Annotated in this window: 23 protein-coding genes and 1 tRNA gene; 13 read left to right on the forward strand and 11 right to left on the reverse strand. The window is 61.0% G+C overall.

Going from position 1 to position 26672, the window contains the following annotated elements; translation table 11 throughout:
• Nucleotides 1–14: 14 nt before the first annotated feature.
• Nucleotides 15–776: a DNA adenine methylase gene (locus tag AC2CQI_RS00460; RefSeq protein ID WP_484578769.1), complete on the forward strand. Its 762-nt coding sequence runs from the start codon at nt 15–17 to the stop codon at nt 774–776.
• A 150-nt stretch (nt 777–926) separates the two neighbouring features.
• On the opposite strand, the gene AC2CQI_RS00465 is transcribed toward AC2CQI_RS00460, so the two are convergent.
• Together AC2CQI_RS00465 and AC2CQI_RS00470 are read right to left on the reverse strand one after the other, a co-directional pair.
• Nucleotides 927–1268 (reverse strand): hypothetical protein, encoded by a 342-nt coding sequence (locus AC2CQI_RS00465; protein WP_484578770.1) that lies wholly within the window; start codon nt 1266–1268, stop codon nt 927–929.
• A gap of 215 nt (nt 1269–1483) precedes the next feature.
• Nucleotides 1484–1702 carry a hypothetical protein gene (locus AC2CQI_RS00470; RefSeq protein WP_484578771.1) on the reverse strand — a complete coding sequence of 73 codons (219 nt, stop codon included), beginning with the start codon at nt 1700–1702 and terminating at the stop codon, nt 1484–1486.
• Nucleotides 1703–2294: 592 nt separating this feature from the next.
• Here AC2CQI_RS00470 and AC2CQI_RS00475 point away from each other — a divergent pair.
• Nucleotides 2295–2370, forward strand: a tRNA-His gene (locus tag AC2CQI_RS00475).
• Between the two features lie 100 nt (nt 2371–2470).
• Here AC2CQI_RS00475 and AC2CQI_RS00480 read toward each other — a convergent pair.
• Nucleotides 2471–2857 carry a hypothetical protein gene (locus AC2CQI_RS00480; RefSeq protein WP_484578772.1) on the reverse strand — a complete coding sequence of 129 codons (387 nt, stop codon included), beginning with the start codon at nt 2855–2857 and terminating at the stop codon, nt 2471–2473.
• 279 nt (nt 2858–3136) lie between these two features.
• Here AC2CQI_RS00480 and AC2CQI_RS00485 point away from each other — a divergent pair, with 279 nt between their 5' ends.
• The 8 genes from AC2CQI_RS00485 (at nt 3137) to AC2CQI_RS00520 (ending at nt 13644) form a co-directional block, all read left to right on the forward strand.
• Nucleotides 3137–3442, forward strand: a complete 306-nt coding sequence (locus tag AC2CQI_RS00485; protein ID WP_484578773.1) for a DUF6388 family protein — start codon at nt 3137–3139, stop codon at nt 3440–3442.
• A 226-nt stretch (nt 3443–3668) separates the two neighbouring features.
• A complete protein-coding gene (gene tig / locus AC2CQI_RS00490) occupies nt 3669–4982 on the forward strand; it encodes a trigger factor (protein ID WP_484578774.1) in 1314 nt (437 codons plus the stop codon).
• Nucleotides 4983–5072: 90 nt separating this feature from the next.
• Nucleotides 5073–5714, forward strand: coding sequence for an ATP-dependent Clp endopeptidase proteolytic subunit ClpP (clpP, locus tag AC2CQI_RS00495; RefSeq protein ID WP_075802447.1), 642 nt, complete (start codon nt 5073–5075; stop codon nt 5712–5714).
• A 108-nt stretch (nt 5715–5822) separates the two neighbouring features.
• Complete coding sequence (gene clpX, locus AC2CQI_RS00500; protein ID WP_075802446.1) at nt 5823–7106, forward strand: ATP-dependent Clp protease ATP-binding subunit ClpX; 1284 nt, start codon at nt 5823–5825, stop codon at nt 7104–7106.
• Nucleotides 7107–7257: 151 nt separating this feature from the next.
• On the forward strand, nt 7258–9654 hold the full coding sequence (gene lon / locus AC2CQI_RS00505; protein WP_484578775.1) for an endopeptidase La: 2397 nt from the start codon (nt 7258–7260) through the stop codon (nt 9652–9654).
• A 139-nt stretch (nt 9655–9793) separates the two neighbouring features.
• The gene (locus AC2CQI_RS00510; protein ID WP_075802444.1) at nt 9794–10066 is read left to right on the forward strand and encodes an HU family DNA-binding protein; all 273 of its coding nucleotides are present in this window, start codon (nt 9794–9796) and stop codon (nt 10064–10066) included.
• 191 nt (nt 10067–10257) lie between these two features.
• A complete protein-coding gene (locus AC2CQI_RS00515; protein WP_075802443.1) occupies nt 10258–12129 on the forward strand; it encodes a SurA N-terminal domain-containing protein in 1872 nt (623 codons plus the stop codon).
• A 163-nt stretch (nt 12130–12292) separates the two neighbouring features.
• A protein-coding gene (locus AC2CQI_RS00520) for an IS3 family transposase (protein WP_484577124.1) occupies nt 12293–13644 on the forward strand; the annotation gives its coding sequence in 2 pieces (ribosomal slippage) (nt 12293–12773 and nt 12773–13644; 1353 coding nt in all).
• Nucleotides 13645–13779: 135 nt separating this feature from the next.
• On the opposite strand, the gene fabI is transcribed toward AC2CQI_RS00520, so the two are convergent.
• The 8 genes from fabI to gloB form a co-directional block, all read right to left on the reverse strand.
• Nucleotides 13780–14574 (reverse strand): enoyl-ACP reductase FabI, encoded by a 795-nt coding sequence (gene fabI, locus AC2CQI_RS00525; protein ID WP_075802442.1) that lies wholly within the window; start codon nt 14572–14574, stop codon nt 13780–13782.
• Between the two features lie 13 nt (nt 14575–14587).
• Nucleotides 14588–16204 (reverse strand): ABC transporter ATP-binding protein, encoded by a 1617-nt coding sequence (locus AC2CQI_RS00530; protein WP_075802441.1) that lies wholly within the window; start codon nt 16202–16204, stop codon nt 14588–14590.
• A gap of 1 nt (nt 16205) precedes the next feature.
• Nucleotides 16206–17225 carry an ABC transporter permease gene (locus AC2CQI_RS00535; protein WP_484578776.1) on the reverse strand — a complete coding sequence of 340 codons (1020 nt, stop codon included), beginning with the start codon at nt 17223–17225 and terminating at the stop codon, nt 16206–16208.
• 1 nt (nt 17226) lies between these two features.
• Entirely contained in the window at nt 17227–18300 is a 1074-nt protein-coding gene (locus AC2CQI_RS00540) for a microcin C ABC transporter permease YejB (RefSeq protein WP_075802439.1), read from the reverse strand.
• A 1-nt stretch (nt 18301) separates the two neighbouring features.
• Nucleotides 18302–20149 carry an extracellular solute-binding protein gene (locus tag AC2CQI_RS00545; RefSeq protein ID WP_075802438.1) on the reverse strand — a complete coding sequence of 616 codons (1848 nt, stop codon included), beginning with the start codon at nt 20147–20149 and terminating at the stop codon, nt 18302–18304.
• The gene (locus AC2CQI_RS00550) at nt 20146–21975 is read right to left on the reverse strand and encodes an extracellular solute-binding protein (protein ID WP_484578777.1); all 1830 of its coding nucleotides are present in this window, start codon (nt 21973–21975) and stop codon (nt 20146–20148) included. Before AC2CQI_RS00550 ends, AC2CQI_RS00545 begins: the two co-directional genes overlap by 4 nt.
• 120 nt (nt 21976–22095) lie before the next feature.
• On the reverse strand, nt 22096–23541 hold the full coding sequence (locus tag AC2CQI_RS00555; protein ID WP_075802436.1) for a lytic transglycosylase domain-containing protein: 1446 nt from the start codon (nt 23539–23541) through the stop codon (nt 22096–22098).
• Nucleotides 23542–23641: 100 nt separating this feature from the next.
• Entirely contained in the window at nt 23642–24421 is a 780-nt protein-coding gene (gloB, locus tag AC2CQI_RS00560; protein ID WP_075802435.1) for a hydroxyacylglutathione hydrolase, read from the reverse strand.
• A 79-nt stretch (nt 24422–24500) separates the two neighbouring features.
• Between gloB and AC2CQI_RS00565 the strand changes: the two genes are divergently transcribed.
• The 3 genes from AC2CQI_RS00565 (at nt 24501) to dnaQ (ending at nt 26561) form a co-directional block, all read left to right on the forward strand.
• On the forward strand, nt 24501–25295 hold the full coding sequence (locus tag AC2CQI_RS00565; protein ID WP_075802434.1) for a methyltransferase domain-containing protein: 795 nt from the start codon (nt 24501–24503) through the stop codon (nt 25293–25295).
• Nucleotides 25292–25738, forward strand: a complete 447-nt coding sequence (rnhA, locus tag AC2CQI_RS00570; RefSeq protein ID WP_075802433.1) for a ribonuclease HI — start codon at nt 25292–25294, stop codon at nt 25736–25738. The genes AC2CQI_RS00565 and rnhA overlap by 4 nt, the downstream gene beginning before the upstream one ends.
• A 136-nt stretch (nt 25739–25874) precedes the next feature.
• On the forward strand, nt 25875–26561 hold the full coding sequence (gene dnaQ / locus AC2CQI_RS00575; RefSeq protein WP_484580565.1) for a DNA polymerase III subunit epsilon: 687 nt from the start codon (nt 25875–25877) through the stop codon (nt 26559–26561).
• Nucleotides 26562–26672: the final 111 nt, after the last annotated feature.

The following is a 26672-nucleotide window of genomic DNA, read 5'->3' on the forward strand; positions in this document are numbered from 1 at the left end:
TGAAAGGACTATTGATGTCGCAACCGATTTTTCCCTGGATGGGCGGCAAGCGCCGCATGGCGAAACACATCCTGCCCGAGTTTCCCGACCACGACTGCTATGTAGAGCCCTTCTGCGGTGGTGCAGCTCTGTTCTTTATGAAAGAGCCCAGCCGCGTGGAGGTGATCAACGACTTCGACGGCGAGGTGGTGAACCTGTACCGCGTGGTCGCCCACCACCTGGAGGAGCTGATCCGCCAGTTCAAGTGGTCACTGGTGAGCCGGAAGATGTTCGAATGGGCCAACATGCAGGCCGTAGAGTCCCTGACGGATATCCAGCGAGCCGCCCGGTTCTTCTACCTGCAGCAGTTGTGCTTCGGGGCGAAGCCGACAAGCAGAACATTCGGAACGGCCACCACCTCAGCCCCGCGGTTGAATCTCCTGCGGATCGAGGAGAAGCTCAGCGAGGCACACCTACGGCTGGCCAGAACCACGGTGGAGCACTTGGATTGGCAGGAATGTGTTCGCCGATATGATCGGGAGCACACGCTCTTTTACCTGGATCCACCGTATTGGGAGACGTCGGGCTACTGCCCAGGTCAGTTCGGCTTCGAGCAGTACCAGGCCATGGCTGACCTGGCCAAGTCGTGCAAGGGAAAGATGGTCATCTCGATCAACGACCATCCGCAGATCCGCGAGGTATTCGCTGACCTGCGCCTGAAGGTGGTGCCATTCCGGCACATGGTGAGTGGCAAAGGCGGGAAGGTGGCCAACGAGCTGATCTACTTCAACTGGTGACCGCTCATTGCAACAGGAAGCCGTCCTTGTGACGGCTTTTTTGCGTCTCGGCGGGCCTAAAAAAAGCCGAATTGGAGTATGGAAAACCCCAGCTAATCCTAGCACTTTGGGGGTGTTCAAGCCACAGGTTTAAAAGGTTTTGCCCAATGTTTACGGGGGTTTCGGCGGCCCCGCTTCACGTTCAGCGATCTCCGCCAGGATCTCCTCGGTGCTTGGCCCCTTAATGCCCCAGGTCGGGAACTGACCTGAGTGCAACCCATGAATATGCTCCCTTTCTTGGTCCACGTTTCCCCCATTCAATTGACGCCGCAGGTCGTTGATCTGACGGTTCAGTCCCTCGTTGATTTCAATCAGCCGCTGGATGTCTTCGTTCGCCTTGGCCAGACGGAGCCATGCGTCCTCGCGCTCATGCTTCAGCAGCGCCACCTGGTGCTTGATCATCTCCTCGCGCGTGGGCATGCCCAGCTCGAACCCTGTGTCATCGATCAGCATGGCCGACCCCATTCAATACTGTATGAATGAACAGTATCAGCGATTTGCTCGATTCGCGACCCGCACCCGGCGCGCGCCACTTCCCCCACGCCGCGCCGGCGGTCTAAATGTCGTGATTTTTCGGCACCCCTGCGGCCCTATGCGAGCCATGCCGGCTGCGGGCGGCCTTGATGAATACGGGTGTGAGGATCCCTGCAAATCCCTGCAGGTGGTGCCTATTGCAGGGGTGGGGCTTTTCCGCCCAGTGCTTTCTGTTGATATTCGCTGAGAGCTTCGAACAAAAACTCTGCCTTCTTGCGTAGTCCCTCCACCTGGTCATCGGGTAGGACACCGCGAGCGGCGTGATACTTCCGCAGAGCCTCGATCGCTTGCGCAGTCAGTGGCTCACCTGCGCCCAGTAGATCTTCAAGGCGTTTCTCATCGCTCTCTCGCATGGTGCCTCTCCTGGTCGCCTACCCAGTGTAGTGATCTGTCTGGGCGGTTTTCAGGTTGACCCTCAAAAAAAGGTAATTTCGGTTAGGAGGAGGGCAGACCAGTGCTCAAGCCCTTTACCCACAAGGCCTTCAGCGATTACCTCAAAAGGTAATCTGAGGTAAGGGGAAAGGTAATTTTTTCGTAAGTGCCTGATTTTAAAGGAGATGGAATTTCGGGTAGCCAACCACCAGTTGAGGTAATCCAATTACCTTTCAATTACCAAAAAATTACCTTTTTCAAAAAGGCTGGAGCCCTTGATTTACGTGGCCTCCAGCGCATTTCAAAAATCCAATTACCAAAATTACCTTTTTTTGAGGGGTCAACATGAAACGGCGTTTACCCTCTGGCGGAGCGTCTGGCTGATGACGTCCACGCGCAAACTGGGAACAACCTGGGAACAAAAAAGCTTGCATGCCTCCCCTGCAAGCCCCTAGAATCGCGGCCCTCAAGCAGGGTGGTCCCCGGTTGATGAGTTCGAGTCTCTTCGTCCGCACCATTCAAGCTTTCACCGCCTTGCACTGAAGTGTGGGAAAGCAGCAAGTCAGCGTTATGGTGGACGTAGCTCAGTTGGTAGAGCGCAGGATTGTGATTCCTGTGGTCGAGGGTTCGATTCCCTTCGTCCACCCCATATTGTGAAAAGGCGCCTGGTGAAAACCAGGCGCCTTTTTCGTTTTTAACGGGCGGCTTGCCCGCCCTTGATGCGACATGTTCCGTTGTTAAGGTGGTGTTCAGCGGGTGTTCGCGCTCAGTTCTGCGCGTTGCTGGACGGGGTCGGTCGGTGAGGTGCTGTCGCAAGCGACATCGCTGATATCGCGTGAAAGCGAGCCTTTGAAGATCGGTGTTGCCTCATCATCGGGCCGGGCGCTGGCCAGGTCCTTGAGAGATGTTGCGGAGCCCATGAAGCGAACGGTGTGCGTGAGGCAGTTGAATTGGCGCGCGGAGTAACTGGTTCCGCTGATGCCTGTGCGCTGGGTGATCACCGAGAGCCTTTCCGGTGCGCCGCTGATTTCGACGATGGCATACTGCGCGCCTGGGTCGAACGAGGCGTGAAGAGGGGTGGCGAGTGCGAGTGAGCAGTGAAAGGGCCAGGCGCTGACGATCAGGAGTTTTTTCAACACAGGTACGTCCTTGCGGTTTCGCTCTTCATGCCTGAATGGCGTTAATGTAAATGAAACGCGTTGGCTAGGCGCGGGGCGCTAGGGTAGCGGGGCCGGACCTGGCTTTGCAAACGAAGTTCCATGCCGTTCGTAGGATAATTCCTCTTTTGCTGACGGAATTATTCGCCGCGACTCAGTCAATATCAGACGCCGGATGGCTGGCAACGTTCCACTGAAAGCTGATAAGTTTCAGTGGTTTGATCCGATGCCAGGGCCCTGGCGAGCAGGTAGTGAAAAATGATTGCTAAAGAATCCCGCCAGGCGGTTGCGCTGGAGCGTTTCACCCAGGCGAATCCGCATTTGCTGGCGGAAATTGCTGCGCTGGACGAGGTTGAACAGCGCCAGCAGATCCAGTGGGCGTTCGAGGATGAGGCGCAGGAGCAGGGTATCGAGCCCTGGGAGCTGACATTGCGCCTGGTCGCAGAGTCTGCCGAGGAGCTGCAGGTCATGCGCATGGAGGTCCATCGCGAAGTGGCCGAGGCACTGGGCATGAGTTGGGAAGAGTATTGCGACTTCAACGAGGTCGACGGTCTTTCCTCCTGATTCCGGATGGCTTGTCGATTGCTTTTCCGGGTTGCGCACAGGCTCTGTTTTGCAGGTTGCAGTGTTGCTCTGGCGCGGTCCGGGCTTTTCTGAAAATTATTGAGGGCCGGTGCTGTTCGTCTCCGGGTCGAACAGGGTGACTTCTGGTGTCTGAACTACTAGAATGCTTGCCCTTGATTCTGGAGTCGGGTATCGCCGGCTAACGTCTGTGCAACGAGGAATATTCATGCAAGTTTCTGTTGAAAATACTTCCGCTCTCGAGCGTCGTATGACCATCGCCGTACCGGCAGAGCGCGTCGAGACTGAAGTCAACAAGCGTCTGCAACAGACTGCCCGTCGCGCCAAGGTTCCAGGCTTCCGCCCTGGCAAAGTACCTATGAGCGTGATCCGTCAGCGTTACGAAGACGCTGCCCGTCAGGAAGCGTTCGGCGACCTGGTCCAGGCTTCCTTCTACGAAGCCGTTGTCGAGCAGAAGCTGAACCCGGCCGGTGCGCCTGCCGTCGAGCCAAAATCCTTCGAAAAAGGCAAGGACCTCGAGTTCGTCGCCATCTTCGAAGTGTTCCCTGAGTTCGCTGTTGCCGGCTTCGAATCGATCGCCGTCGAGCGCCTGAGCGCTGACGTTGCCGACGCCGACCTGGACAACATGCTGGAAGTCCTGCGCAAGCAGAACACCCGTTTCGAAGCCGCTGACCGCGCTGCCCAGAACGAAGACCAGCTGAATATCGATTTCGTCGGCAAGATCGACGGCGAAGCCTTCGCTGGCGGTTCCGCCAAGGGCACCCAGCTGGTCCTGGGTTCCGGCCGCATGATCCCGGGCTTCGAAGAAGGCCTGGTTGGCGCCAAGGCGGGTGAAGAGCGCGTTCTGACCCTGACCTTCCCCGAGGACTACCAGAACCTGGACCTGGCTGGCAAAGCCGCCGAGTTCACCGTTACCGTCAACAGCGTTTCCGAGCCGAAACTGCCTGAGCTGAACGAAGAGTTCTTCGCCCAGTTCGGTATCAAGGAAACCGGCATCGACGGCTTCCGCACCGAAGTTCGCAAGAACATGGAGCGTGAGCTGCGCCAGGCGATCAAGACCAAGGTCAAGAACCAGGTAATGGACGGCCTGCTGGCTGCCAACCCGATCGAAGTCCCGAAAGCCCTGCTGGAAAACGAAGTGAACCGCCTGCGCGTTCAAGCCGTCCAGCAATTCGGTGGCAACATCAAGCCTGAGCAACTGCCGGCCGAACTGTTCGAAGAGCAAGCCAAGCGCCGCGTCGTGCTGGGCCTGATCGTCGCCGAAGTGGTCAAGCAGAACGAGCTGAAGCCGGACGAAGCCCGCGTTCGCGAACTGATCCAGGAAATGGCTTCGGCCTACCAGGAACCAGAACAAGTCGTGGCCTGGTACTACAAGAACGACCAGCAACTGAACGAAGTCCGTTCGGTTGTGCTGGAAGAACAAGTTGTAGATACTGTCCTGCAGAAAGCGACTGTGACCGACAAGTCGGTCTCGTACGAAGAAGCTGTCAAGCCAGCACAGGCACCTGCCGCCGCTGAGTGATTTCCTCCTTCGTAGGAAAACCCCACAAGCCAGCCTTCGCGCTGGCTTGTGCGTATTCAAGCCATGACTATTTGGGAGTGAGTGCAGGACATGTCCCGCAATTCTTATATTCAGCAGAGCTCTGACATCCAGGCCGCCGGTGGCCTGGTCCCGATGGTTATCGAGCAGTCCGCCCGTGGCGAACGCGCCTATGACATCTACTCGCGCCTCTTGAAGGAGCGCGTGATCTTCCTGGTGGGTCCGGTAGAAGACTACATGGCCAACCTGGTAGTGGCGCAACTGCTGTTCCTTGAAGCGGAAAACCCGGACAAGGATATCCATCTGTACATCAACTCCCCAGGCGGTTCGGTCACTGCAGGCATGTCGATCTACGACACCATGCAGTTCATCAAGCCGGACGTGTCCACCATCTGCATCGGCCAGGCCTGCAGCATGGGTGCGTTCCTGCTTGCTGCCGGTGCTGCAGGCAAGCGTCACTGCCTGCCCAACTCGCGGGTGATGATTCACCAGCCACTGGGTGGTTTCCAGGGTCAGGCGACCGATATCGAGATCCACGCCCAGGAAATCCTCAACATCAAGTCGCGCCTGAACGAACTGCTAGCACACCATACTGGCCAGGATCTCGAAACTATCAAGCGCGATACCGAACGCGACAACTTCATGAGCGCCCAGCGCGCGGCCGAGTACGGCCTGATCGACTCGGTCTACGACAAGCGGCAACTGGTCTCCTGATCCTGGGTGCCAGAGCGGGTAGGCGCGGAAAGTGCCTACCCGCGGACTTGAAAAAGCCCGCAATTGCCTTCATCTTGTGTTGCAAGCCTACCGGATTGGATCGATCGAATGACTGACACCCGTAACGGCGAGGACAACGGCAAATTGCTCTATTGCTCCTTCTGCGGCAAAAGCCAGCATGAAGTGCGCAAGTTGATTGCCGGCCCCTCGGTATTTATCTGCGACGAGTGCGTCGACCTGTGCAACGACATCATCCGTGAGGAGGTGCAGGAAGCCCAGGCCGAGAGCAGCGCGCATAAATTGCCTTCGCCGAAAGAAATCAGCGCCATCCTGGACCAGTACGTCATTGGTCAGGAGCGCGCGAAAAAGGTTCTGGCCGTAGCGGTGTACAACCACTACAAGCGCCTGAACCAACGCGACAAGAAAGCCGACGACGTCGAACTGGGCAAGAGCAACATCCTGCTCATCGGCCCGACCGGCTCGGGCAAGACCCTGCTCGCGGAAACCCTCGCCCGACTGCTGAATGTTCCGTTCACCATCGCTGACGCCACCACCCTGACCGAAGCCGGTTATGTGGGCGAAGATGTCGAGAACATCATTCAGAAGTTGCTGCAGAAGTGTGACTACGATGTGGAAAAGGCCCAGATGGGCATTGTCTACATCGACGAGATCGACAAGATCTCGCGCAAGTCCGACAACCCGTCGATCACCCGCGATGTCTCGGGCGAAGGCGTGCAGCAGGCGTTGCTGAAGCTGATCGAGGGCACTGTCGCCTCGGTGCCACCGCAAGGTGGTCGCAAGCATCCTCAGCAGGAGTTCCTGCAGGTCGATACGCGCAACATCCTGTTCATCTGCGGCGGTGCGTTCTCCGGTCTGGAGAAGGTCATCCAGCAGCGCTCCACCCGCGGCGGCATCGGCTTTGGTGCCGAAGTGCGCAGCAAGGAGGAGGGCAAGAAGGTGGGCGAGTCGCTGCGTGAAGTCGAGCCGGACGATCTGGTCAAGTTCGGCCTGATCCCCGAGTTCGTAGGGCGTCTGCCGGTTCTGGCAACCCTCGACGAACTGGACGAGGCTGCGCTGATGCAGATCCTTACCGAGCCGAAGAACGCCTTGACCAAGCAATATGGCAAGTTGTTCGAGATGGAAGGCGTGGACCTGGAGTTCCGCAGCGATGCGCTGAAGTCCGTGGCCCGCAAGGCGCTGGAGCGCAAGACTGGCGCCCGTGGCCTGCGTTCGATCCTCGAAGGCATCCTGCTCGACACCATGTATGAGATTCCTTCGCAGAAGGATGTCAGCAAGGTGGTGATCGACGAGAGCGTCATCGATGGCACTTCGCAGCCGCTGCTGATCTACGAGAACAGCGAGCCGCCAGCCAAGGTCGCACCAGACGCCTGAGTCTGAAAGACAGCGAAACCAGCAAGGGGCCTACGGGCCCCTTTGCTTTTCCTGTCGCAGAGCTTGTTTTTTTCCGGGGCTGCCCCCACATTAAGTCCAAGCTCAAATTTCCATCGGATTACGGCCACAAGGCCGCTGTAGAGGCGAAATCATGAAGACAACCCTCGACTTGCCTCTTTTGCCATTGCGCGATGTCGTTGTTTACCCGCACATGGTTATCCCGCTGTTCGTGGGGCGTGAAAAGTCCATCGAGGCCCTCGAGGCCGCGATGACCGGTGAGAAGCAAATCCTTTTGCTGGCTCAGAAGAATCCCGCTGACGATGATCCAGGCGAAGACGCCCTGTATCGGGTCGGCACCATCGCTACCGTCCTGCAGTTGCTGAAATTGCCCGATGGCACCGTCAAGGTGCTGGTCGAGGGCGAGCAGCGCGGTGCTGTCGAGCGTTTTGTCGAGGTCGAAGGGCACATCCGTGCCGAGGTCGCCCTGATCGATGAAACCGAAGCCCCTGACCGCGAATCCGAAGTGTTCGTGCGCAGCCTGCTCTCCCAGTTCGAGCAATATGTCCAGCTCGGCAAGAAGGTCCCTGCCGAAGTCCTGTCTTCCCTCAACAGCATCGATGAGCCTGGTCGCCTGGTGGACACCATGGCGGCGCACATGGCGCTGAAGATCGAGCAGAAGCAGGAAATCCTCGAGATCATCGACCTGGCCGCCCGTGTCGAGCACGTGCTGGCACTGCTGGATGCGGAGATCGACCTGCTGCAGGTCGAGAAGCGCATTCGCGGGCGGGTCAAGAAGCAGATGGAGCGCAGCCAGCGCGAGTACTACCTGAATGAGCAGATGAAGGCCATTCAGAAAGAGCTCGGCGATGGTGATGAAGGTCATAACGAAGTCGAAGAGCTGAAGAAGCGCCTCGACGCCGCCGGCCTGCCCAAGGATGCCTATGCCAAGGCCCAGGCCGAGCTGAACAAGCTCAAGCAGATGTCGCCGATGTCGGCCGAGGCCACCGTGGTGCGTTCGTATCTCGACTGGCTGGTGCAGGTGCCGTGGAAGGCCCAGAGCAAAGTACGCCTGGACCTGGCCAAGGCCGAGGAAATCCTCGATGCCGACCACTATGGGCTGGAAGAGGTCAAGGAGCGCATCCTCGAGTACCTCGCGGTGCAGAAGCGGGTGAAGAAGATCCGTGGACCGGTACTCTGCCTGGTTGGCCCGCCTGGGGTGGGCAAGACCTCCCTGGCCGAGTCCATCGCCAGTGCCACCAACCGCAAGTTCGTGCGCATGGCCCTCGGTGGTGTGCGTGACGAAGCCGAGATCCGCGGCCACCGCCGCACCTACATTGGTTCGATGCCGGGTCGCCTGATCCAGAAAATGACCAAGGTCGGTGTGCGCAACCCGCTGTTCCTGCTCGATGAAATCGACAAGATGGGCAGCGACATGCGCGGCGATCCGGCCTCGGCGCTGCTGGAAGTGCTCGATCCCGAGCAGAACCACAATTTCAACGATCACTACCTGGAGGTCGATTACGACCTGTCGGACGTGATGTTCCTCTGTACCTCCAACTCGATGAACATCCCGCCGGCGCTGCTGGACCGGATGGAAGTGATCCGTCTCCCGGGCTACACCGAGGATGAGAAGATCAACATCGCGGTGAAGTACCTGGTGCCGAAGCAGATCAAGGCCAATGGCCTGAAGAAAGGCGAGCTGGACGTGGAGGTCGCGGCGATCCGCGACATCATCCGCTACTATACCCGCGAAGCCGGTGTGCGTGGCCTGGAGCGGCAGATCGCCAAGGTCTGCCGCAAGGTGGTCAAGGAATACACCGGGCAGAAGCAGGCCCAGGTCAAGGTCGGCGGCGACCAGCTCGAGCACTTCCTCGGCGTACGCAAGTTCCGCTACGGCCTGGCCGAGCAGCAGGACCAGGTCGGCCAGGTCACCGGCCTGGCCTGGACCCAGGTGGGCGGCGAGTTGCTGACCATCGAGGCGGCGGTGATTCCGGGCAAGGGTCAGTTGATCAAGACCGGTTCCCTTGGCGACGTCATGGTCGAATCGATCACGGCCGCGCAGACCGTGGTGCGCAGCCGTGCGCAAAGCCTGGGTATCCCGGCTGATTTCCACGAGAAGCGCGACACCCACATCCACATGCCGGAAGGTGCGACGCCAAAGGATGGTCCAAGTGCCGGTATCGGCATGTGCACCGCCCTGGTTTCCGCGCTGACGCAAATCCCGGTGCGTGCCGATGTGGCGATGACCGGTGAAATCACCCTGCGTGGCCAGGTCCTGGCGATCGGTGGCCTGAAGGAAAAATTGCTGGCCGCACACCGTGGCGGAATCAAGACCGTGATCATTCCGGAAGAAAACGTGCGTGATCTGAAAGAGATTCCTGACAATATAAAGCAGGATCTTCAGATTAAGCCGGTTAAATGGATTGACGAAGTCCTCCAAATTGCGCTGCAATACGCCCCGGAGCCCTTGCCGGATGTGGCTCCCGAGATCGTTGCCAAGGATGAAAAACGCGACGGTGATTCAAAGGAACGAATCAGTACGCATTGAAAGTATTTAGCTGGGTGGCCCGCCTGACTGTTTTCCAGGTCCTTGCCATTAAAAGGCACTCAAGTGTCACGGGCCATTCAGCGTTGATTGAATTTACATAGTTAGAAACAAACTCAAAATAGAGATAAGGGGACTTAGAGTGAACAAGTCGGAACTGATTGACGCTATCGCTGCATCTGCTGATATTCCAAAAGCTGCCGCCGGCCGTGCGCTGGACGCAGTCATCGAGTCCGTCACCGGTGCCCTGAAGGCCGGTGATTCCGTGGTTCTGGTTGGCTTCGGTACCTTCTCGGTCACCGACCGTCCTGCTCGTACCGGTCGCAACCCGCAGACCGGCAAGACTCTGGAAATCCCAGCTGCCAAGAAGCCTGGCTTCAAGGCTGGCAAGGCACTGAAAGACGCGGTCAACTAAGACGCTTTTTTCAGGCTTCAGCCTGGTCGGGCCGGTTCCCGCGACTGGCCCGTAGGCGGAGTGGAGAGGAAAAAGAGTTCCTCTGCTCCGTCTGTTACGAGAAGGCGCATCCCCGGATGCGCCTTTCTTCTATCAGGACTCTACCCACGCTCCGCGGTTGTGCAGCCGCCACAGCCGTTTCTGGGGGACGCATGCTGCAAAATATCAGGGACAATTCACAAGGTTGGATTGCCAAGACCATCATCGGTGTCATCGTGGTACTGATGGCGCTGACCGGCTTCGATGCCATCTTCCAGGCCGTCAGCCACGACAAGGATGCTGCCAAGGTCAACGGCGACACCATCAGCCAGAACGAGCTGAGCCAGGCCGTCGATACCCAGCGTCGTCAACTGATGCAACGGCTGGGCAAGGATTTCGATCCTTCCTTGCTGGACGACAAGATGCTGCGCGAAGCGGCACTCAAAGGCCTGATCGAGCGCCAACTGCTGCTGCAGGGCGCGAGTGATGCCAAGTTCGCCTTCTCCGAAGCTGCACTCGACCAGGTGATCCTGCAGACCCCTGAATTCCAGGTGGATGGCAAGTTCAGCGCCGAGCGTTTCGACCAGGTCATTCGCCAACTGGGTTACGGCCGCATGCAATTCCGCGACATGCTCGCCCAGGAAATGCTGATCGGTCAGCTGCGTGCCGGTCTGGCCGGCAGCGGTTTCGTCACTGACGCCCAGGTCGACGCTTTCGCCCGTCTGGAAAAGCAGACTCGTGACTTCGCCTCGCTGACCTTCAAGGCCGACCCTGCCGCCGTCAACGTAACCGACGAGCAGATCAAGGCCCACTACGACCAGCATGCCAAGGAGTTCATGAGCCCCGACCAGGTCGTGATCGACTACATCGAGCTCAAGAAGGCGGCGTTCTTCGACGCGGTCAAGGTCAACGACGACGAGCTCCAGGCGCTGTACCAGAAGGAAATCGCCAACCTCGCCGAGCAACGCCATGCCGCGCATATCCTGGTCGAGGTCAATGACCAGCAGGATGAAGCCAAGGCCAAGGCCCGCCTCGACGAGATCCAGCAGCGCCTGGCCAAGGGTGAAGACTTCGCCACGCTGGCCAAGGAGTTCTCCCAGGACCCGGGTTCGGCCAACAATGGCGGTGACCTTGGTTTCGCTGGCAAGGGCGTCTATGACCAGGCCTTCGAAGACGCGCTGTATGCGCTGAACAAGGACCAGGTTTCCGCTCCGGTGCGTACCGAGTTCGGTTTCCACTTGATCAAGCTGCTGGGTGTGCAGGCGCCGGAGGTGCCTACCTTCGCCAGCCTGAAGGACAAGCTGACCCGTGAACTGAAGACCCAGCAGGTCGAGCAGCGCTTCGTCGAAGCGACCAAGCAATTGGAAGACTCGGCGTTCGAAGCCTCGGACCTGGCCCAGCCGGCCCAGGACCTGGGCCTGAAGGTGCAGACTTCCGCGCCGTTCGGTCGTGAAGGTGGCGATGGCATCACTGCCAACCGTCAGGTGATCCAGGCGGCGTTCAGCCCTGAAGTGCTGGACGAAGGCTCCAACAGCTCGGCGATCGAGCTGGATCCCGAGACCGTCGTGGTGGTCCGTGCGAAGGAACACCGCAAGCCCGCGCAACTGCCGCTGGAAGCCGTTTCCGGCCCGATCCGCGACCATCTGGCCCAGGAGCAGGCGACCGCTGCCGTGAAGAGCAAGACCGATGCCCTGGTGGCGGGTCTGCGCGATGGCAGCATCCCTTATACGGCAACGCAGGAAGGCCAGGCCTGGAAGGTTCAGGAAGCGGCTACCCGCATGCAGGAGGGTGTCGACCCGGTTGCACTGCAGGCGCTGTTCCGCATGGGCAAGCCTGAGGCCAAGGACAAGGCGGTGTATTCCACCGTCACCCTGGCGGATGGCAGCGTCGTCGTCCTGCGCCTGAATGGCGTCAACGAAGGCAGCGCGGCGAGCGAGCAGGAGAAGGGCGAGTACCGCCGCTACCTGGCTTCGCGTGCCGGCCAGCAGGACTTTGCGGCTTATCGCAAGCAGCTGGAAGCCAAGGCGGAGATCACTCGTTACTGAGTGTTCCCACCGCAATGAAAAAGGCCGCGCAAGCGGCCTTTTTCATGTGCTGGATTCAATGGCCTCATCGCCGGCAACGCCGGCTCCCACAAGGTTCGGTGGTGCACACAATACCTGGACTGCCCCCAAGAAATTGGAGACTAATCCAACCCTTGGGGGAGTTATGAAGTACACCGAACAGTTCAAGCTGGCAGCCATCACTGCCTATCTAGAGGGCAGTGATGGTTTTCGAAAGGTAGCCCAGCATTTCAACATCGATTTCAGCCTGCTGAGGCGCTGGGTGGCCAGCTACAAAGCTCGCTCCACTATCAGTTCCATACCTCATAGTCAGCGCTACCACATCGACTTCAAGCGCAGAGTTGTGCAGCACATGCGCGAGCACCGGCTTTCCCTGCGTCAAACGGCAGCGCATTTTGGCTTGGGCCAGTCCTCTCGGATAGGCATTTGGGAGGACCAGTACTACAGTGGCAACCTTGCCTCCTCTGCCTCTCAACGAAAAAAGCCTACCGACGTGTCCAAGAAGATTAAGCCACTCAAACCCACTGATACCGACGACGCGCTGAAGCCACGAGATCAGCTCATGGCGGAACTCGAGTATCTGCGCATGGAGAACGCTGTCCTAAAGGAGCTGAAGGCTTTGAGAGAGGAGAAGGAGCGAAGGCAAGAGAAAAAACGCTGATCGTTTCCAGACTCCGAACCCGGTTCCCGCTGTCAGCGTTGCTGGACTTGGTTGAGTTGTCGAACAGCACCTTCTATTACCAGCTCAAAAGCCTTCAAAGGCCGGATAAACACGCCCATCTGAAAGAACTAGTGAGTCAGGTCTATCACAAGGAAAAAGGGCTCTATGGGTATCGGCGCGTGACGCTGGCGATCAAGAATCAAGGCGTCCTGGTGAACAAGAAGGTTGTGGAGCGACTGATGGCAGACCAAGGTTTGCAGGCGGTAGTGCGGCCTAAAAAATATCGGTCCTATCGAGGAGAGGTAGGCAGGATTGCCGAGAATCTGCTGGAGCGGAACTTCATCGCCCAGCGGCCCAATCAGAAGTGGGTAACTGACGTAACCGAGTTTAAAGTGGCTCAGCAAAAGCTCTACCTCTCACCAGTGATGGACCTGTACAACAGTGAGATCGTGGCCTACGAGATCGCTCGCCGGCCCAGCTATGAGCTGGTGGGGAACATGCTGGAAAAAGCCCTGAGTAGCTTGGGAAAGGAGCCGAAGCTGGTCATTCACTCTGATCAGGGGTGGCATTATCAGCAGCGCCAATACCGAGAAAAGCTTGAGCAGCGCGGCGTAAAGCAGAGCATGTCGCGCAAAGGGAATTGCCTGGATAACGCCGCTATGGAAAGCTTCTTCGGCACGCTCAAGTCGGAGTTTTTCTACTTGAAACGGTTTGAGAGCGTCGAAGAGCTGATCACCGGCCTAGATGAGTACATCCGCTACTACAACCATGACCGCATCAAGCTGAGGCTAAATGGCCTAAGCCCCGTCGATTACAGGGCTCAGGCCGCTGGCTAAAGCTGTCCAACTTTTCGGGGGCAGTCCATACCTGTGGGAGCCGGCGTTGTCGGCGATGAGGCCCGAAAGAGCGACAACAAAACACCAGGCAAAAGAAAAGGCCGCATCAGCGGCCTTTTCTCGTTTCCCGAAGTCTTACTCCGAGATATCGCCCATGGCGGTAGTGTTGAAGCCACCGTCCACGTACATGATTTCACCGCTGACACCCGACGCCAGGTCGGAGCAGAGGAAGGCGCCGGCGTTGCCGACTTCGTCGATGGTGACGTTGCGACGCAGCGGAGTCTGGGCTTCGTTGGCCGCGAGCATCTTGCGGAAGCTCTTGATGCCGGAAGCGGCCAGGGTGCGGATCGGGCCCGCGGAGATGGCGTTGACGCGAGTGCCTTCCGGGCCGAGGCTGCCGGCCAGGTAGCGAACGCCGGCTTCCAGGCTGGCCTTGGCCATGCCCATGACGTTGTAGTTCGGCATGGTGCGCTCGGCGCCCAGGTACGACAGGGTCAGCAGGCTGCCATTGCGGCCTTTCATCATGTCGCGACCGGCCTTGGCCAGGGCCACGAAGCTGTAGGCGCTGATGTCGTGGGCAATGCGGAAGCCTTCGCGAGTGGTGACTTCGGTGAAGTCGCCGTCGAGCTGGTCGCCCGGAGCGAAGCCTACGGAGTGGACGATGCAGTCCAGGCCGTCCCACTTCTTGCTCAGTTCCTCGAAGACCTTGGCGATGTCGTCATCGTTGGCAACGTCGCAAGGGAAGCACAGCTCAGGGTTGGAGCCCCAGCCAGCGGCGAACTCTTCGACGCGGCCCTTGAGCTTTTCGTTCTGGTAGGTGAAGGCAAGTTCTGCACCCTCGCGATGCATGGCGGCAGCGATGCCGGATGCGATGGACAGTTTGCTGGCGACACCGACGATCAGTACGCGCTTACCGGCGAGAAAACCCATGTGTTGTTCCTCTTCAGGTTATATCGACAGCCGTGGGAGCCAAAAAGGCGGCTTCCAGCAGCTGCTGTGTATAGGAATGTTGTGGTGCAGCAAAAATCTGTGCGGCCGGACCTTGTTCCACCACCTGACCCTGCTTGACCACCATCAACTGGTGGCTGAGCGCCTTGACCACCGCCAGGTCGTGGCTGATGAACAGGTAGGTCAGGTTGTACTTGGTCTGCAGCGCGCGCAGCAGTTCCACTACCTGGCGCTGAACGGTGCGGTCGAGCGCCGAAGTGGGCTCGTCCAGCAGGATCAGCGCCGGTTTCAATACCAGTGCCCGGGCAATGGCAATCCGTTGTCGTTGGCCTCCGGAAAACTCGTGAGGGTAGCGGTGCCGGGTTTCCGGGTCCAGACCTACTTCCCTGAGTGCCTCCATGATGGCCTGTTCCTGTTCCGCCTCAGTGCCTATCCGATGAATGCGCAGGCCTTCCCCGACGATATCGCTCACGCACATGCGCGGGCTGAGGCTGCCGAAGGGGTCCTGGAACACCACCTGCATCTCCCGCCGCAGCGGGCGTACCTGCTGCTGGCTCATGCCATCCAGCCGCTGGTTCTCGAAGCGGATGGCGCCCTGGCTGGCGATCAGCCGCAGGATCGCCAGACCCAGCGTAGACTTGCCCGAGCCACTTTCGCCAACGATCCCGAGGGTCTGGCCCTGGGGCAGGCTGAAGTTGATGCCGTCCACCGCCTTTACATGGTCCACGGTGCGGCGCAGCAGGCCTTTCTTGATCGGGAACCAGACGCGCAGGTCCTCGACTTCCAGCAATGGCGCGCCTTCCGGGTTGCCGGCCGGCCCGCCACTGGGCTCGGCGCCGAGCAGCATTTTCGTGTACGGATGCTGCGGAGCGCGGAACAGTTCTTCACACGACGCCTGTTCGACGATGCAACCGCGCTGCATGACACATACGCGGTGCGCAATTCTTTTCACCAGGTTCAGATCGTGACTGATCAGTAACAGCGCCATGCCCAGTTTGGCCTGCAAATGCTTGAGCAATTCCAGGATCTTCAACTGGACGGTGACGTCCAGGGCCGTGGTTGGCTCGTCGGCGATCAGCAGCTCCGGCTCGTTGGCCAGGGCCATGGCGATCATCACCCGTTGCCGTTGGCCGCCAGACAGTTCGTGGGGCAGGGCCTTGAGGCGCTTGACCGGGTCGGGGATGCCGACCAGTTCCAGCAGCTCCAGGGTCCGCGCGGTGGCTTCCTTGCCGCGCAGGCCCTTGTGCAGCATCAGCACTTCGTTGATCTGCTTCTCGATGTTGTGCAGCGGGTTCAGCGAGGTCATCGGTTCCTGGAAGATCATGGCGATGCGGTTGCCACGGATATGGCGCATCTTCTTCTCGTCCAGGTGCAGCAGGTCCTGGTTGTCGTAGCGGATGGTCCCGGCCGGATGGCGGGCCAGCGGGTAGGGCAGCAGGCGCAGGATCGAGTGGGCGGTGACCGATTTGCCCGAGCCGCTTTCGCCGACCAGGGCCAGGGTCTCGCCGCGGCGGATATCGAAGTTCACGCTCTCCACCACGCGTTGCTGTTGCGTGCCGCTGACGAACTCGACGGCGAGGTCGCGCACTTCGATCAAGGTGTCCGTGTTCATCTTATTTCCTCGGGTCGAAGGCGTCGCGAGCGGATTCGCCGATAAATACCAGCAGGCTCAGCATCAGCGCCAGTACGGCAAAGGCGCTGATGCCCAGCCACGGCGCCTGCAGATTGGACTTGCCCTGGGCGACCAGCTCGCCCAGCGACGGCGCGCCCGGCGGCAGGCCGAAGCCGAGGAAGTCGAGGGCCGTCAGGGTGCCGATGGCGCCGGTGAGGATGAACGGCAGGAAGGTCATGGTCGAGACCATGGCGTTGGGCAGGATATGCCGGTACATGATCGCCGCGTTCTGCATGCCCAGCGCCCGCGCTGCACGCACGTACTCCAGGTTGCGCCCACGGAGAAACTCGGCACGTACCACGTCCACCAGGCTCATCCAGGAGAACAGCAGCATGATGCCCAGCAGCCACCAGAAGTTGGGCTGTACGAAGCTGGCGAGGATGATCAGCAGGTAGAGCACCGGCAGGCCCGACCAGATCTCCAGGAAGCGCTGCCCCGCAAGATCGACCCAGCCGCCATAGAAACCCTGCAGGGCGCCGGCGATCACGCCGATGATGGAACTGAGCACGGTCAGGGTCAGGGCGAACAGCACCGAGATGCGGAAGCCGTAGATCACCCGCGCGAGCACGTCGCGGCCCTGGTCATCGGTGCCCAGCCAGTTCTGCGCCGAGGGCGGGGCAGGGGCGGGCACCTTGAGGTCGTAGTTGATGCTCTGGTAGCTGAACGGGATCGGTGCCCAGATCACCCAGCTCTGCTTTTTCTTCAGCAGGTCGCGGATATATGGGCTCTTGTAGTTGGCTTCGAGGGGGAACTCGCCGCCGAAGGTGGTTTCCGGGTAGCGCTTGAACGCCGGGAAGTAGAACTCGCCGTCGTAGCGCACCACCAGCGGTTTGTCGTTGGCGATCAGCTCGGCGCCCAGGCTCAGGCCGAACAGGATCAGGAACAGCCACAGCGACCACCAGCCGCGGCGGTTGGCCTTGAAGCGCTCGAAGCGGCGGCGATTGAGAGGGGACAGTTTCATCTCAGTGCTCCCGGCTTTCGAAGTCGATGCGTGGATCGACCAGGGTGTAGGTCAGGTCGCCGATCAGTTTCACCACCAGCCCGAGCAGGGTGAAGATGAACAGGGTGCCGAAGACCACCGGGTAATCGCGGTTGATCGCCGCCTCGAAGCTCATCAGGCCGAGGCCGTCGAGGGAGAAGATCACCTCCACCAGCAGCGAGCCGGTGAAGAAGATGCCGATGAAGGCCGACGGGAAGCCGGCGATCACCAGCAGCATGGCGTTGCGGAACACATGGCCGTAAAGCACGCGATTCGGCGTCAGGCCCTTGGCCTTGGCGGTGACCACGTACTGCTTGTTGATCTCGTCGAGGAAGCTGTTCTTGGTCAGCAGGGTCATGGTGGCGAAGTTGCCGATGACCAGGGCGGTGATCGGCAGCGCCAGGTGCCAGAAGTAGTCACCGATCTTGCCCCAGGTGCTCAGCTCGTCGAAGTTGCTCGAGGTCAATCCGCGCAACGGGAACCAGTCCAGGTAACTGCCGCCGGCGAACACCACGATCAGCAGGATGGCGAAGAGGAAGGCGGGAATGGCGTAGCCGATGATGATCGCCGAGCTGGTCCACACATCGAAATGGCTGCCGTGCCGGGTGGCCTTGGCGATCCCCAGGGGGATCGACACCAGGTACATGATCAGGGTGCTCCATAGCCCGAGGGAAATGGACACCGGCAGCTTCTCGGCGATCAGGTCGACCACCTTGGCATCGCGGAAGAAGCTGTCGCCAAAGTCCAGCTGGGCGTAGTTCTTGACCATGATCCACAGGCGTTCCGGCGCCGACTTGTCGAAGCCGTACATGCGCTCGATCTCCTTCACCAGCGCCGGGTCCAGGCCTTGCGCGCCGCGGTAGTTGGAGCCGGCCACCGAGACTTCGGCGCCGCCGCCGGCGATCCGGCTGGTGGCGCCTTCGAAGCCTTCGAGCTTGGCGATCATCTGTTCCACCGGGCCGCCGGGCGCGGCCTGGATGATGATGAAGTTGATGATCAGGATGCCGAACAGGGTCGGAATGATCAGCAGCAGGCGTCGCAGGATATAGGCCAGCATCTCAGTGGTCCCCGTTCGCGGTGGCGTCTTCAGGCGCCTCCGGGGTAGCGGGTTTCACCTCGGGCTTGACCCACCAGGTATTGATGCCGATGTCGTACTTGGGCGGTGTTGCCGGGTGGCCGATATGGTTCCAGTAGGCCACGCGCCAGGTCTTGATATGCCAGTTCGGCACCACGTAGTAGCCCCACAGCAGCACGCGATCGAGGGCGCGGGTATGGGCGACCAGGCTCTGCCGCGAGTCGGCATTGATCAGCGATTCCACCAGGCTGTCCACCGCCGGGTCCTTCAGGCCCATGTAGTTGCGGCTGCCGGGATTGTCGGCGCTGCCGGTCTGCCAGAACTCCCGCTGCTCGTTGCCCGGGGAGTTGGACTGGGGGAAGCCGCCGACGATCATGTCGAAGTCCCGCGAACGCAGGCGGTTGATGTACTCGGCGACGTCGACGCGGCGGATAGTGAGGGTGATGCCGAGGTCGGCGAGGTTGCGCTTGTAGGGCAGGAGGATGCGTTCGAACTCGGTCTGGGCGAGGAGGAACTCGATGGTCAGCGGCTTGCCCTGGGCATCCACCATCTTGTCGTTCTCGATGCGCCAGCCGGCTTCCTGCAGCAGCTTGTAGGCCTGGCGTTGCTGGTCGCGGATCATGCCGCTGGCATCGGTGACCGGGTTCTTGAATGCCTCGGTGAACACCTGCTCGGGGATCTGGCCGCGCAGTGGCTCCAGCAGTTTCAGCTCATCCGGCCCCGGTAGGCCCTGGGCGGCCATTTCCGAGTTCTCGAAGTAGCTGCCAGTGCGGGTGTAGGCGCCGTTGAACAGTTGCTTGTTGGTCCATTCGAAGTCCAGCAGCAGGCTCAGCGCCTGGCGCACCCGCACGTCCTGGAACACCGGGCGGCGCAGGTTGAACACGAAGCCCTGCATGCCGGTCGGGGTGCCGTTGAGGATTTCTTCGCGAATCAGGCGTTTTTCCCTTACTGCAGGGATGTTGTAGGCCGTTGCCCAGTTCTTCGCGCTGGTCTCGAACCAGTAATCGAACTGCCCGGCCTTGAGGGCCTCGAGCGCCACGGTGTTGTCGCGGTAGTAGTCGACGCTGATGGTGTCGAAGTTGTAGAAGCCGCGGTTGATTGGCAGGTCCTTGCCCCAATAGTTCTTGTCCCGCACCAGGCGGATGGAACGCCCCGGCTTGACCTCGCCGACCTTGTACGGCCCGCTGCCCACCGGGATCTCCAGGCCGCCCTTGGTGAAGTCCTTGCCTTCCCAGAAGTGCTTGGGCAGTACCGCGATCTGGCCGAGGATCAACGGCAGTTCACGGTTGTTGCTGTGCTTGAACTTGAACAGCACCTTGAGCGGGTCTTCGGCGACCACTTCGGCGACGTCGGCGTAATAACCGCGGAACAGCGGGGCGCCGCTTTTCATCAGGGTGTTGAAGGTAAACACCACGTCCTCGGCGCGGACCGGCGTGCCGTCCTGGAAGCGTGCTTCCGGGCGCAGGTAGAAGCGCACCCAACTGTTGTCCGGGGCTTTCTCGATCTGCCTGGCGAGCAGGCCGTATTCGGTGAACGGCTCGTCCAGGCTCGCCCGGGCCAGAGTGTCGTAGACCAGGTCGATATTGTCCGCCGGCACGCCCTTGCTGATGAACGGGTTGAGGCTGTCGAAGCTGCCGAATCCGTTTTCGCGGAAGATGCCGCCCTTGGGCGCATCCGGGTTCACATAGTCGAAGTGCTTGAAGTCCGCCGGGTACTTCGGTGCTTCGTTGTACAGGGTCACGGCATGCTGCGGCGCGGCCAGGGCCGGCAGGCTCAGGCCGGCCAGCAGCAGGCCGCCGAGCATCAGGCGCAAACGGGGCATCGGCATCATTGGGCGTTCTCCGAAGGCTTGAGCCACCAGCTGTTCAGCCCCAGGGTGTAGGGCGGCGTGGTGACGAAGGCGAACCGGTTGCGGTAGGCCAGGCGGTGATAGTCGAGATACCAGTTGGGAATCATGTAGTGCTGCCACAGCAGGACCCGATCCAGGGCGCGGGTGGCCGCCACCTGGTCATCGCGGGTCTGGGCGGCGAGCAGGGCGTCGAGCAGGTGGTCGACCACCGGGTCGTCGACGCCAGCATAGTTCTTGCTGCCCTTGGTGCTGGCCTGGCTGGAGTGGAAGTATTGCCATTGCTCCAGTCCGGGGCTGAGGGTCTGGGTCATGGTCATCAGGATCATGTCGAAGTCGAACTGATCCAGACGCTGCTTGTACTGGGCGCGGTCGACGGTGCGCAGGCGCGCGTCGACGCCGATGCTGGCAAGGTTCTCCACATAAGGCTGGAGAATGCGTTCCAGGTTGGGATTGACCAGGAGAATCTCCAGCTTCAGCGGCTGGCCGTTGCTGTTGAGCAGGCGCTGGCCGTTGAGTTTCCAGCCGGCCTTGCCCAGCAGCTCCAGGGCCCGGCGCAGGTTGTCGCGGCCGATACCGCGGCCATCGGTCTGGCTGACGGCGAAGGGCTTGGTGAACAGGGCAGCGGGCAGTTGATCACGATAGGGCGCCAGCAACAGCCATTCCTTGCCCACCGGCAAACCCTCGGCGCTGAACTCGCTGTTGGGGTAGAAGCTGGTGGCGCGCCGATAGGCGCTGCTGAAAAGGGCGCGGTTGGTCCATTCGAAGTCGAACATCAGGCCCAGTGCCTCGCGCGCGTGGCGATCGGCGAAGGCGGCGCGCCGGCTGTTCATGAACAGGCCCTGGGTCTGGGTCGGGATCTGGTGCTTGATCTGCGCCTGGATCACCTGGCCGCGGCGAACCGCCGGGAAGTTGTAGCCGTTGGCCCAGTTCTTCGCCTGGTGCTCGATATAGATGTCGAACTCGCCGGCCTTGAAGGCTTCGAAGGCCACGTCGCTGTCGCGGTAGAACTCGTACTCGACGCGGTTGAAATTGTACTTACCGCGATTGACCGCAAGGTCCTTGCCCCACCAGTCCTTGACCCGCTCGAACACCAGGCGCCGGCCCGGCTGGACCTCGGTGATGCGATAAGGGCCGCTGCCCAGCGGCGGCTCGAAGGTGGTGGCCTTGAAGTCGCGATCTTTCCAATAGTGCTGTGGTAGTACCGGCATTTCGCCAAGGCGCAGGATCAGCAGGGGGTTGCCGGCACGCTTGAAGACGAAGCGGATTCGCAGCGGATTGAGCACATCGACCCGTGCCACTTCCTGGAGGTTGGTGCGGTAGATCGGGTGGCCTTCCTTGAGCAGGGTGCGGTAGGAGAACGCCACGTCCGCCGAGGTAATCGGCTTGCCGTCGTGGAAACGCGCTTCCGGGCGCAGGTTGAACACCACCCAACTGCGGTCCTCGGCGTACTCCACCGAACGGGCGATCAGGCCGTAGCTGGAGGTGGCCTCGTCCCCGGACGGGTCATATTGGCCGGTGCCGACCATCAGGGTTTCGTTGAGCTCGTTGACCCCGTACTGAAGGAAGTTCGGCGTGGTCACCGGACTGCTGCCCTTGAAGGTGTAGGGGTTGAGGGTGTCGAAGGTGCCGAATGCCATCGCGCGCAAGGTACCGCCCTTGGGCGCTTGCGGATTGACCCAGTCGAAGTGGGTGAATTTGGCTGGGTACTTGAGCGTGCCGAACTGGGCGTAACCGTGACTCTCGGTGATGGTCGCGCCTGCGGGAAAGCTCAAGACCAGGCTGAGTGACAGCAGGAGGGGACGTATCAAGTCGGCGATCCGGTCCAGGCGGCTTGGGCTTTATGCGTCCTACAGTAACAGCTTGTATCGACAGGAAAAAGAGCGCATCCGTGGCGTCTGGCACCGCCTTCTGGCGGTGCCTTCCTTATATCAGTGAGGCAGGTAGACCGTCAGGGTCTGACCGGGCTTCAGCGCCTGGCCGCTACGCGGATTCCAGCGCTTGAGGTGCTGCATTTCGACGTTGAAGCGTTTGGCGACCAGATACAGCGAATCGCCCTTGCGCACCTTGTATTGGGTCGCGCGCTGCTTGTTGCTGGAGGCAGGAGCAGGCTTCGATGCGGAGGCCAGCTTGATCGCTGGCTGGCTGCTTTGCATGACCAGGGTCTGGCCGGCGGTCAGGCGATTGCCCTTGAGCTTGTTCCAGCGCTGCAGGTCCTTGACGCTGACCCGGTTGGCCTGGGCGATGCTGCCCAGGCTGTCGCCGCGCTTGACCCGGTAGCGCACGCTACGCGCTGGCGGGGCCTTGGCTTCGGCCAGGGCGGCCTCGAACACGGCAGCCTTGGGCTGCAGGGCCAGCAGCTCCTCGGGCTTCATGCTCGACAGGCTGCTGGTCAGCAACTGCGCCTTGGCGGTCGGTACCAGCAGCTGGTGCGGGCCATCCACGGTCATGCGCTTCTTGAAGGCCGGGTTCAACTGGAACAGTTCGTCCTCGTCGATCTCCGCCAGGGCGGCGACCCGCGACAGGTCGAGGCGGTCCTTGATGGCCACCGCTTCGAAGTAGGGTTCGTTGGCGATCGGGTTGAGGTTGACGCCGTAGGCGTCCGGGGTCAGCACCACCTGGGACAGGGCCAGCAGCTTCGGCACGTAGTCACGGGTTTCCTGGGGCAGTGGCAGGTTCCAGTAGTCGGTGGGCAGGCCGACGCGCTCGTTGCGCTCGATCGCCCGGCTGACCGTGCCTTCGCCGGCGTTGTAGGCCGCCAGGGCCAGCAGCCAGTCGCCATTGAACATGTCGTGCAGGCGGCTCAGGTAGTTCAGTGCGGCGTTGGTCGAGGCGGTGATGTCGCGACGGCCATCGTAGAAATTGGTCTGGCGCAGGTTGTAGTGCCGCCCGGTGGACGGAATGAACTGCCACAGGCCGACTGCATGGGCGCGGGAGTAGGCCATCGGGTTGTAGGCGCTCTCGATGGCCGGGAGCAGGGCCAGTTCCAGCGGCATGTCGCGCTCTTCGAGGCGCTCGACAATGTAGTGGATATACAGGCTGCTGCGGTCGCCTGCGGTCTGCAGGAAGCTCGGGTTGCTGGCGAACCACAGGCGCTGCTGCTCGATACGCGGGTTCACGCCGATATCGTCCTGCAGCTGGAAGCCCTGGCGAATGCGTTCCCAGACGTCCTGTGGCACCTGCTCCGCGGGCTTGGCCTGGACGAACACAGGCTTGTGCTTCACGCGGGGCTGGACGTGGACGCGAACGCTTTCGTCGTCACCCAGGTGACTGGTGCTCTGGCAGCCCACGAGGGTGGCTGTCAGGCCGAGCGCGACGGCCTGTGCCAGGCGCGTCAGGGCGACGGATTTGAAGGTTCTGCGGCGATTGGACGACATTGGCTGGGATAGAGTTCCGGGCGAAAATGTCGGGCGATTCTAGAAAGCGCCCCCAACCGGGTCAACCTTTCAGAACTGTGCAGTCATCAAGCGGCAATCCTTAGAACCTATCCTTCCAAGCCCGCAACCCAGCAAAAACAGCACTTGGCGTAGGGTTTAAGGCGCCGGTCCGTTCGTCTGCTTTTTCTTTAACGGATGTTTCGTCGACCCGTAAAAAGGGGTTGGTCAGCCGCTCCAGCTCGATGGTTGATGGCAACGTGATGCGATTTTCCGCGCGCAAGCGGGAAACTTCCTCGAACCGTGCGAGAACCTGCGGATTGTTCGGCTCGACGGCACAGGCGAAGCGCATATTGCTCAGGGTGTATTCGTGGGCGCAATACACCTCGGTGGCCCCGGGCAGGGCCGCCAGGCGCTGCAGCGAGCGGTGCATCTGCTCCGGCGTGCCCTCGAACAGACGGCCGCAGCCGGCCGCGAACAGGGTGTCGCCGCTAAACAGCAGGGGCGTCTCCGGTTGGTCGCTGAAATAGGCGATATGCCCGAGGGTATGGCCGGGCACCGCGAACACCTGGAAATCGGTATCCAGGACCCGGACCACGGCGTTGTCTTCCAGGTCTACGTCACGCGCCGGAATGCGTTCGCTGGCCGGCCCGCTGACCCGCGCCCCGGTCCTGGCCTTGAGGGCCTCGACGCCGCCGACGTGGTCGTTGTGATGATGGGTGATCAGGATATCTTCCAGGCGCCAGTCCGGATGGGCTTCGAGCCACGCCAGCACCGGTGCCGCGTCGCCCGGATCGATCACCGCGCAGCGGCGGCTGGCGGGATCCTGCAACAACCAGATGTAGTTGTCATTGAAAGCGGGCAAGGCTTCTATCTGTATCATCGAGCGATTCGCCAAACGTGGGACAAGGGTGCATCTTAGTAGCTATGTGTCCCGTCGAGAACCTTCCAGGGAGAACGCAATGACCGATCAAGCCTTCGCCCAGGCCGATCCTGAGTGGCTCGAACTGATCAGCCTGGCCCGTGACTGGTTCGCCGGTCCGCTGGGGCAATTGATGCTCGCCGAAGAGCAGCGCCTTCTGGAGGACGAGCTTGGCCGCTATTTCGGCGGCTACCTGGTGCATTACGGGCCTGGCGCCGAGCCGCCGCCCACCGCGCCGCAGGTGCAGCGCAACGTGCGCCTCGGCGCGCCGCTGCCTGGGGTGGAGATCGTTTGCGAGGAACAGGCCTGGCCGTTGAGCGAGCACGCGGCCGACGTGGTGGTGCTGCAGCATGGCCTGGACTTTTCCCTGTCTCCCCACGGGCTGCTGCGCGAGGCGGCCAGCAGCGTGCGTCCCGGCGGGCATCTGCTGATCGTCGGGATCAACCCCTGGAGCAGTTGGGGCGTGCGCCGGGTCTTCGCCCATGACGCGCTGCGCAAGGCGCGCTGCATCTCGCCATCGCGGGTTGGTGACTGGCTCAACCTGCTCGGTTTCGCGCTGGAGAAACGCCGGTTCGGGTGCTATCGTCCGCCGCTTGCCTCACCGGCCTGGCAGGCCCGCCTGGCGGGTTGGGAGCGGTTGGCCGGACGCTGGCAAGGCTCCGGCGGCGGTGTCTACCTGCTGGTGGCGCGCAAGATGGTGGTCGGCCTGCGCCCGCTGCGCCGCGAGCGCCGCGAGCCAATGGGCAAGCTTCTGCCGCTGCCGCTGGCCAAGGTCAACCGCCAGGCGCCGCACCCGGAAGGCAGACCCTTCAACGATGAAAAAGGCTGTACATGAGCGATAGCGTAGAGATCTACACCGATGGCGCCTGCAAGGGCAATCCTGGCCCGGGCGGCTGGGGCGTCCTGATGATCTACAAGGGCGTCGAGAAGGAGCTCTGGGGCGGCGAACGCGAGACCACCAACAACCGCATGGAGCTGATGGCGGCGATCAAGGGCCTCGAGGCGCTGCGCCGCGAGTGTGACGTGTTGCTGGTGACCGACTCGCAGTACGTGATGAAAGGCATCACCGAATGGATGACCAACTGGAAGAAACGCGGCTGGAAAACCGCGGCCAAGGAGCCGGTGAAGAACGCCGACCTCTGGCAATTGCTCGACGAGCAGGTCAATCGACACAAGGTCAAGTGGCAGTGGGTGCGTGGGCATATCGGCCATCATGGCAACGAGCGCGCCGACCAGTTGGCCAATCGCGGGGTCGACGAGGTTCGCGGCGTGCGCTGAGCGCGTGCCGATGAATCTCCGGGACGCCGCGGCGAAGCTGGGTTAAGATTCGTCGCTTTGAGCAACACGGCAGGAGAGCACCGGCGTGGATTTGCAGAACAACAGGTCGGTAGTCCTCGATACCGAAACCACCGGTATGCCGGTAACCGATGGCCACCGGGTCATCGAGATCGGCTGCGTCGAACTGATTGGCCGCCGCTTGAGCGGGCGCCATTTCCACGTCTACCTGCAGCCGGACCGCCCGAGTGACGAAGGCGCCATCGGCGTCCACGGCATCACCGATGCCTTCCTGGTGGGCAAGCCGCGTTTCGCCGAAGTCGCCGACGAGTTCTTCGACTTTATCCAGGGCGCGCGCCTGGTCATCCACAACGCGGCGTTCGACGTCGGCTTCCTCAATAACGAATTCGCTCTGATCGGCCAGCAGGATCGCGCCGATCTGTCGCAGTATTGCGACATCCTCGACACCCTGGTGATGGCCCGCGAGCGTCATCCGGGCCAGCGCAACAGCCTCGATGCCTTGTGCAAACGCTACGGCATCGACAACTCCGGCCGTGAACTGCACGGCGCCTTGCTCGACTCCGAGTTGCTGGCGGATGTCTTCCTGGCCATGACCGGTGGCCAGACCAGCCTTTCGCTGGCTGGCAACGATGGTGAAGGCGAGGGCGCCGCCAACCAGGGCAGCGAGATCCGCCGGTTGCCTGCGAGCCGTCAGGCCGGGCGGATCATTCGCGCTACGCCGGAAGAACTGGAAGCCCATGTCGCGCGCCTCGAGGCCGTGGCCAAGTCGGCCGGTGGCCCGGCGCTGTGGCAACAACTTCAATAAAATCTTGAGGTCCTGCACGAACCTTGTGGGAGCTGGCTTGTCGGACCGCCGCACCGCAGCGATGACGTCGGTGAATCCACTACCGCTATCGCTGGCAAGCCAGCTCCCACA

This window comes from Pseudomonas sp. P2S-1, from assembly GCF_057197725.1.

Coding starts and splice junctions, on each gene's coding strand:
- AC2CQI_RS00535 (WP_484578776.1), bottom strand. CDS start 17,225: ATGAAACTGTCCCCTCTCAATCGCCGCCGCTTCGAGCGCTTCAAGGCC.
- dnaQ (WP_484580565.1), top strand. CDS start 25,875: ATGCCGGTAACCGATGGCCACCGGGTCATCGAGATCGGCTGCGTCGAA.
- AC2CQI_RS00565 (WP_075802434.1), top strand. CDS start 24,501: ATGACCGATCAAGCCTTCGCCCAGGCCGATCCTGAGTGGCTCGAACTG.
- tig (WP_484578774.1), top strand. CDS start 3,669: ATGCAAGTTTCTGTTGAAAATACTTCCGCTCTCGAGCGTCGTATGACC.
- AC2CQI_RS00530 (WP_075802441.1), bottom strand. CDS start 16,204: ATGAACACGGACACCTTGATCGAAGTGCGCGACCTCGCCGTCGAGTTC.
- AC2CQI_RS00515 (WP_075802443.1), top strand. CDS start 10,258: ATGCTGCAAAATATCAGGGACAATTCACAAGGTTGGATTGCCAAGACC.
- clpP (WP_075802447.1), top strand. CDS start 5,073: ATGTCCCGCAATTCTTATATTCAGCAGAGCTCTGACATCCAGGCCGCC.
- rnhA (WP_075802433.1), top strand. CDS start 25,292: ATGAGCGATAGCGTAGAGATCTACACCGATGGCGCCTGCAAGGGCAAT.
- AC2CQI_RS00460 (WP_484578769.1), top strand. CDS start 15: ATGTCGCAACCGATTTTTCCCTGGATGGGCGGCAAGCGCCGCATGGCG.
- AC2CQI_RS00545 (WP_075802438.1), bottom strand. CDS start 20,149: ATGATGCCGATGCCCCGTTTGCGCCTGATGCTCGGCGGCCTGCTGCTG.
- lon (WP_484578775.1), top strand. CDS start 7,258: ATGAAGACAACCCTCGACTTGCCTCTTTTGCCATTGCGCGATGTCGTT.
- gloB (WP_075802435.1), bottom strand. CDS start 24,421: ATGATACAGATAGAAGCCTTGCCCGCTTTCAATGACAACTACATCTGG.
- AC2CQI_RS00540 (WP_075802439.1), bottom strand. CDS start 18,300: ATGCTGGCCTATATCCTGCGACGCCTGCTGCTGATCATTCCGACCCTG.
- AC2CQI_RS00470 (WP_484578771.1), bottom strand. CDS start 1,702: ATGCGAGAGAGCGATGAGAAACGCCTTGAAGATCTACTGGGCGCAGGT.
- clpX (WP_075802446.1), top strand. CDS start 5,823: ATGACTGACACCCGTAACGGCGAGGACAACGGCAAATTGCTCTATTGC.
- AC2CQI_RS00485 (WP_484578773.1), top strand. CDS start 3,137: ATGATTGCTAAAGAATCCCGCCAGGCGGTTGCGCTGGAGCGTTTCACC.
- AC2CQI_RS00465 (WP_484578770.1), bottom strand. CDS start 1,268: ATGCTGATCGATGACACAGGGTTCGAGCTGGGCATGCCCACGCGCGAG.
- AC2CQI_RS00555 (WP_075802436.1), bottom strand. CDS start 23,541: ATGTCGTCCAATCGCCGCAGAACCTTCAAATCCGTCGCCCTGACGCGC.
- fabI (WP_075802442.1), bottom strand. CDS start 14,574: ATGGGTTTTCTCGCCGGTAAGCGCGTACTGATCGTCGGTGTCGCCAGC.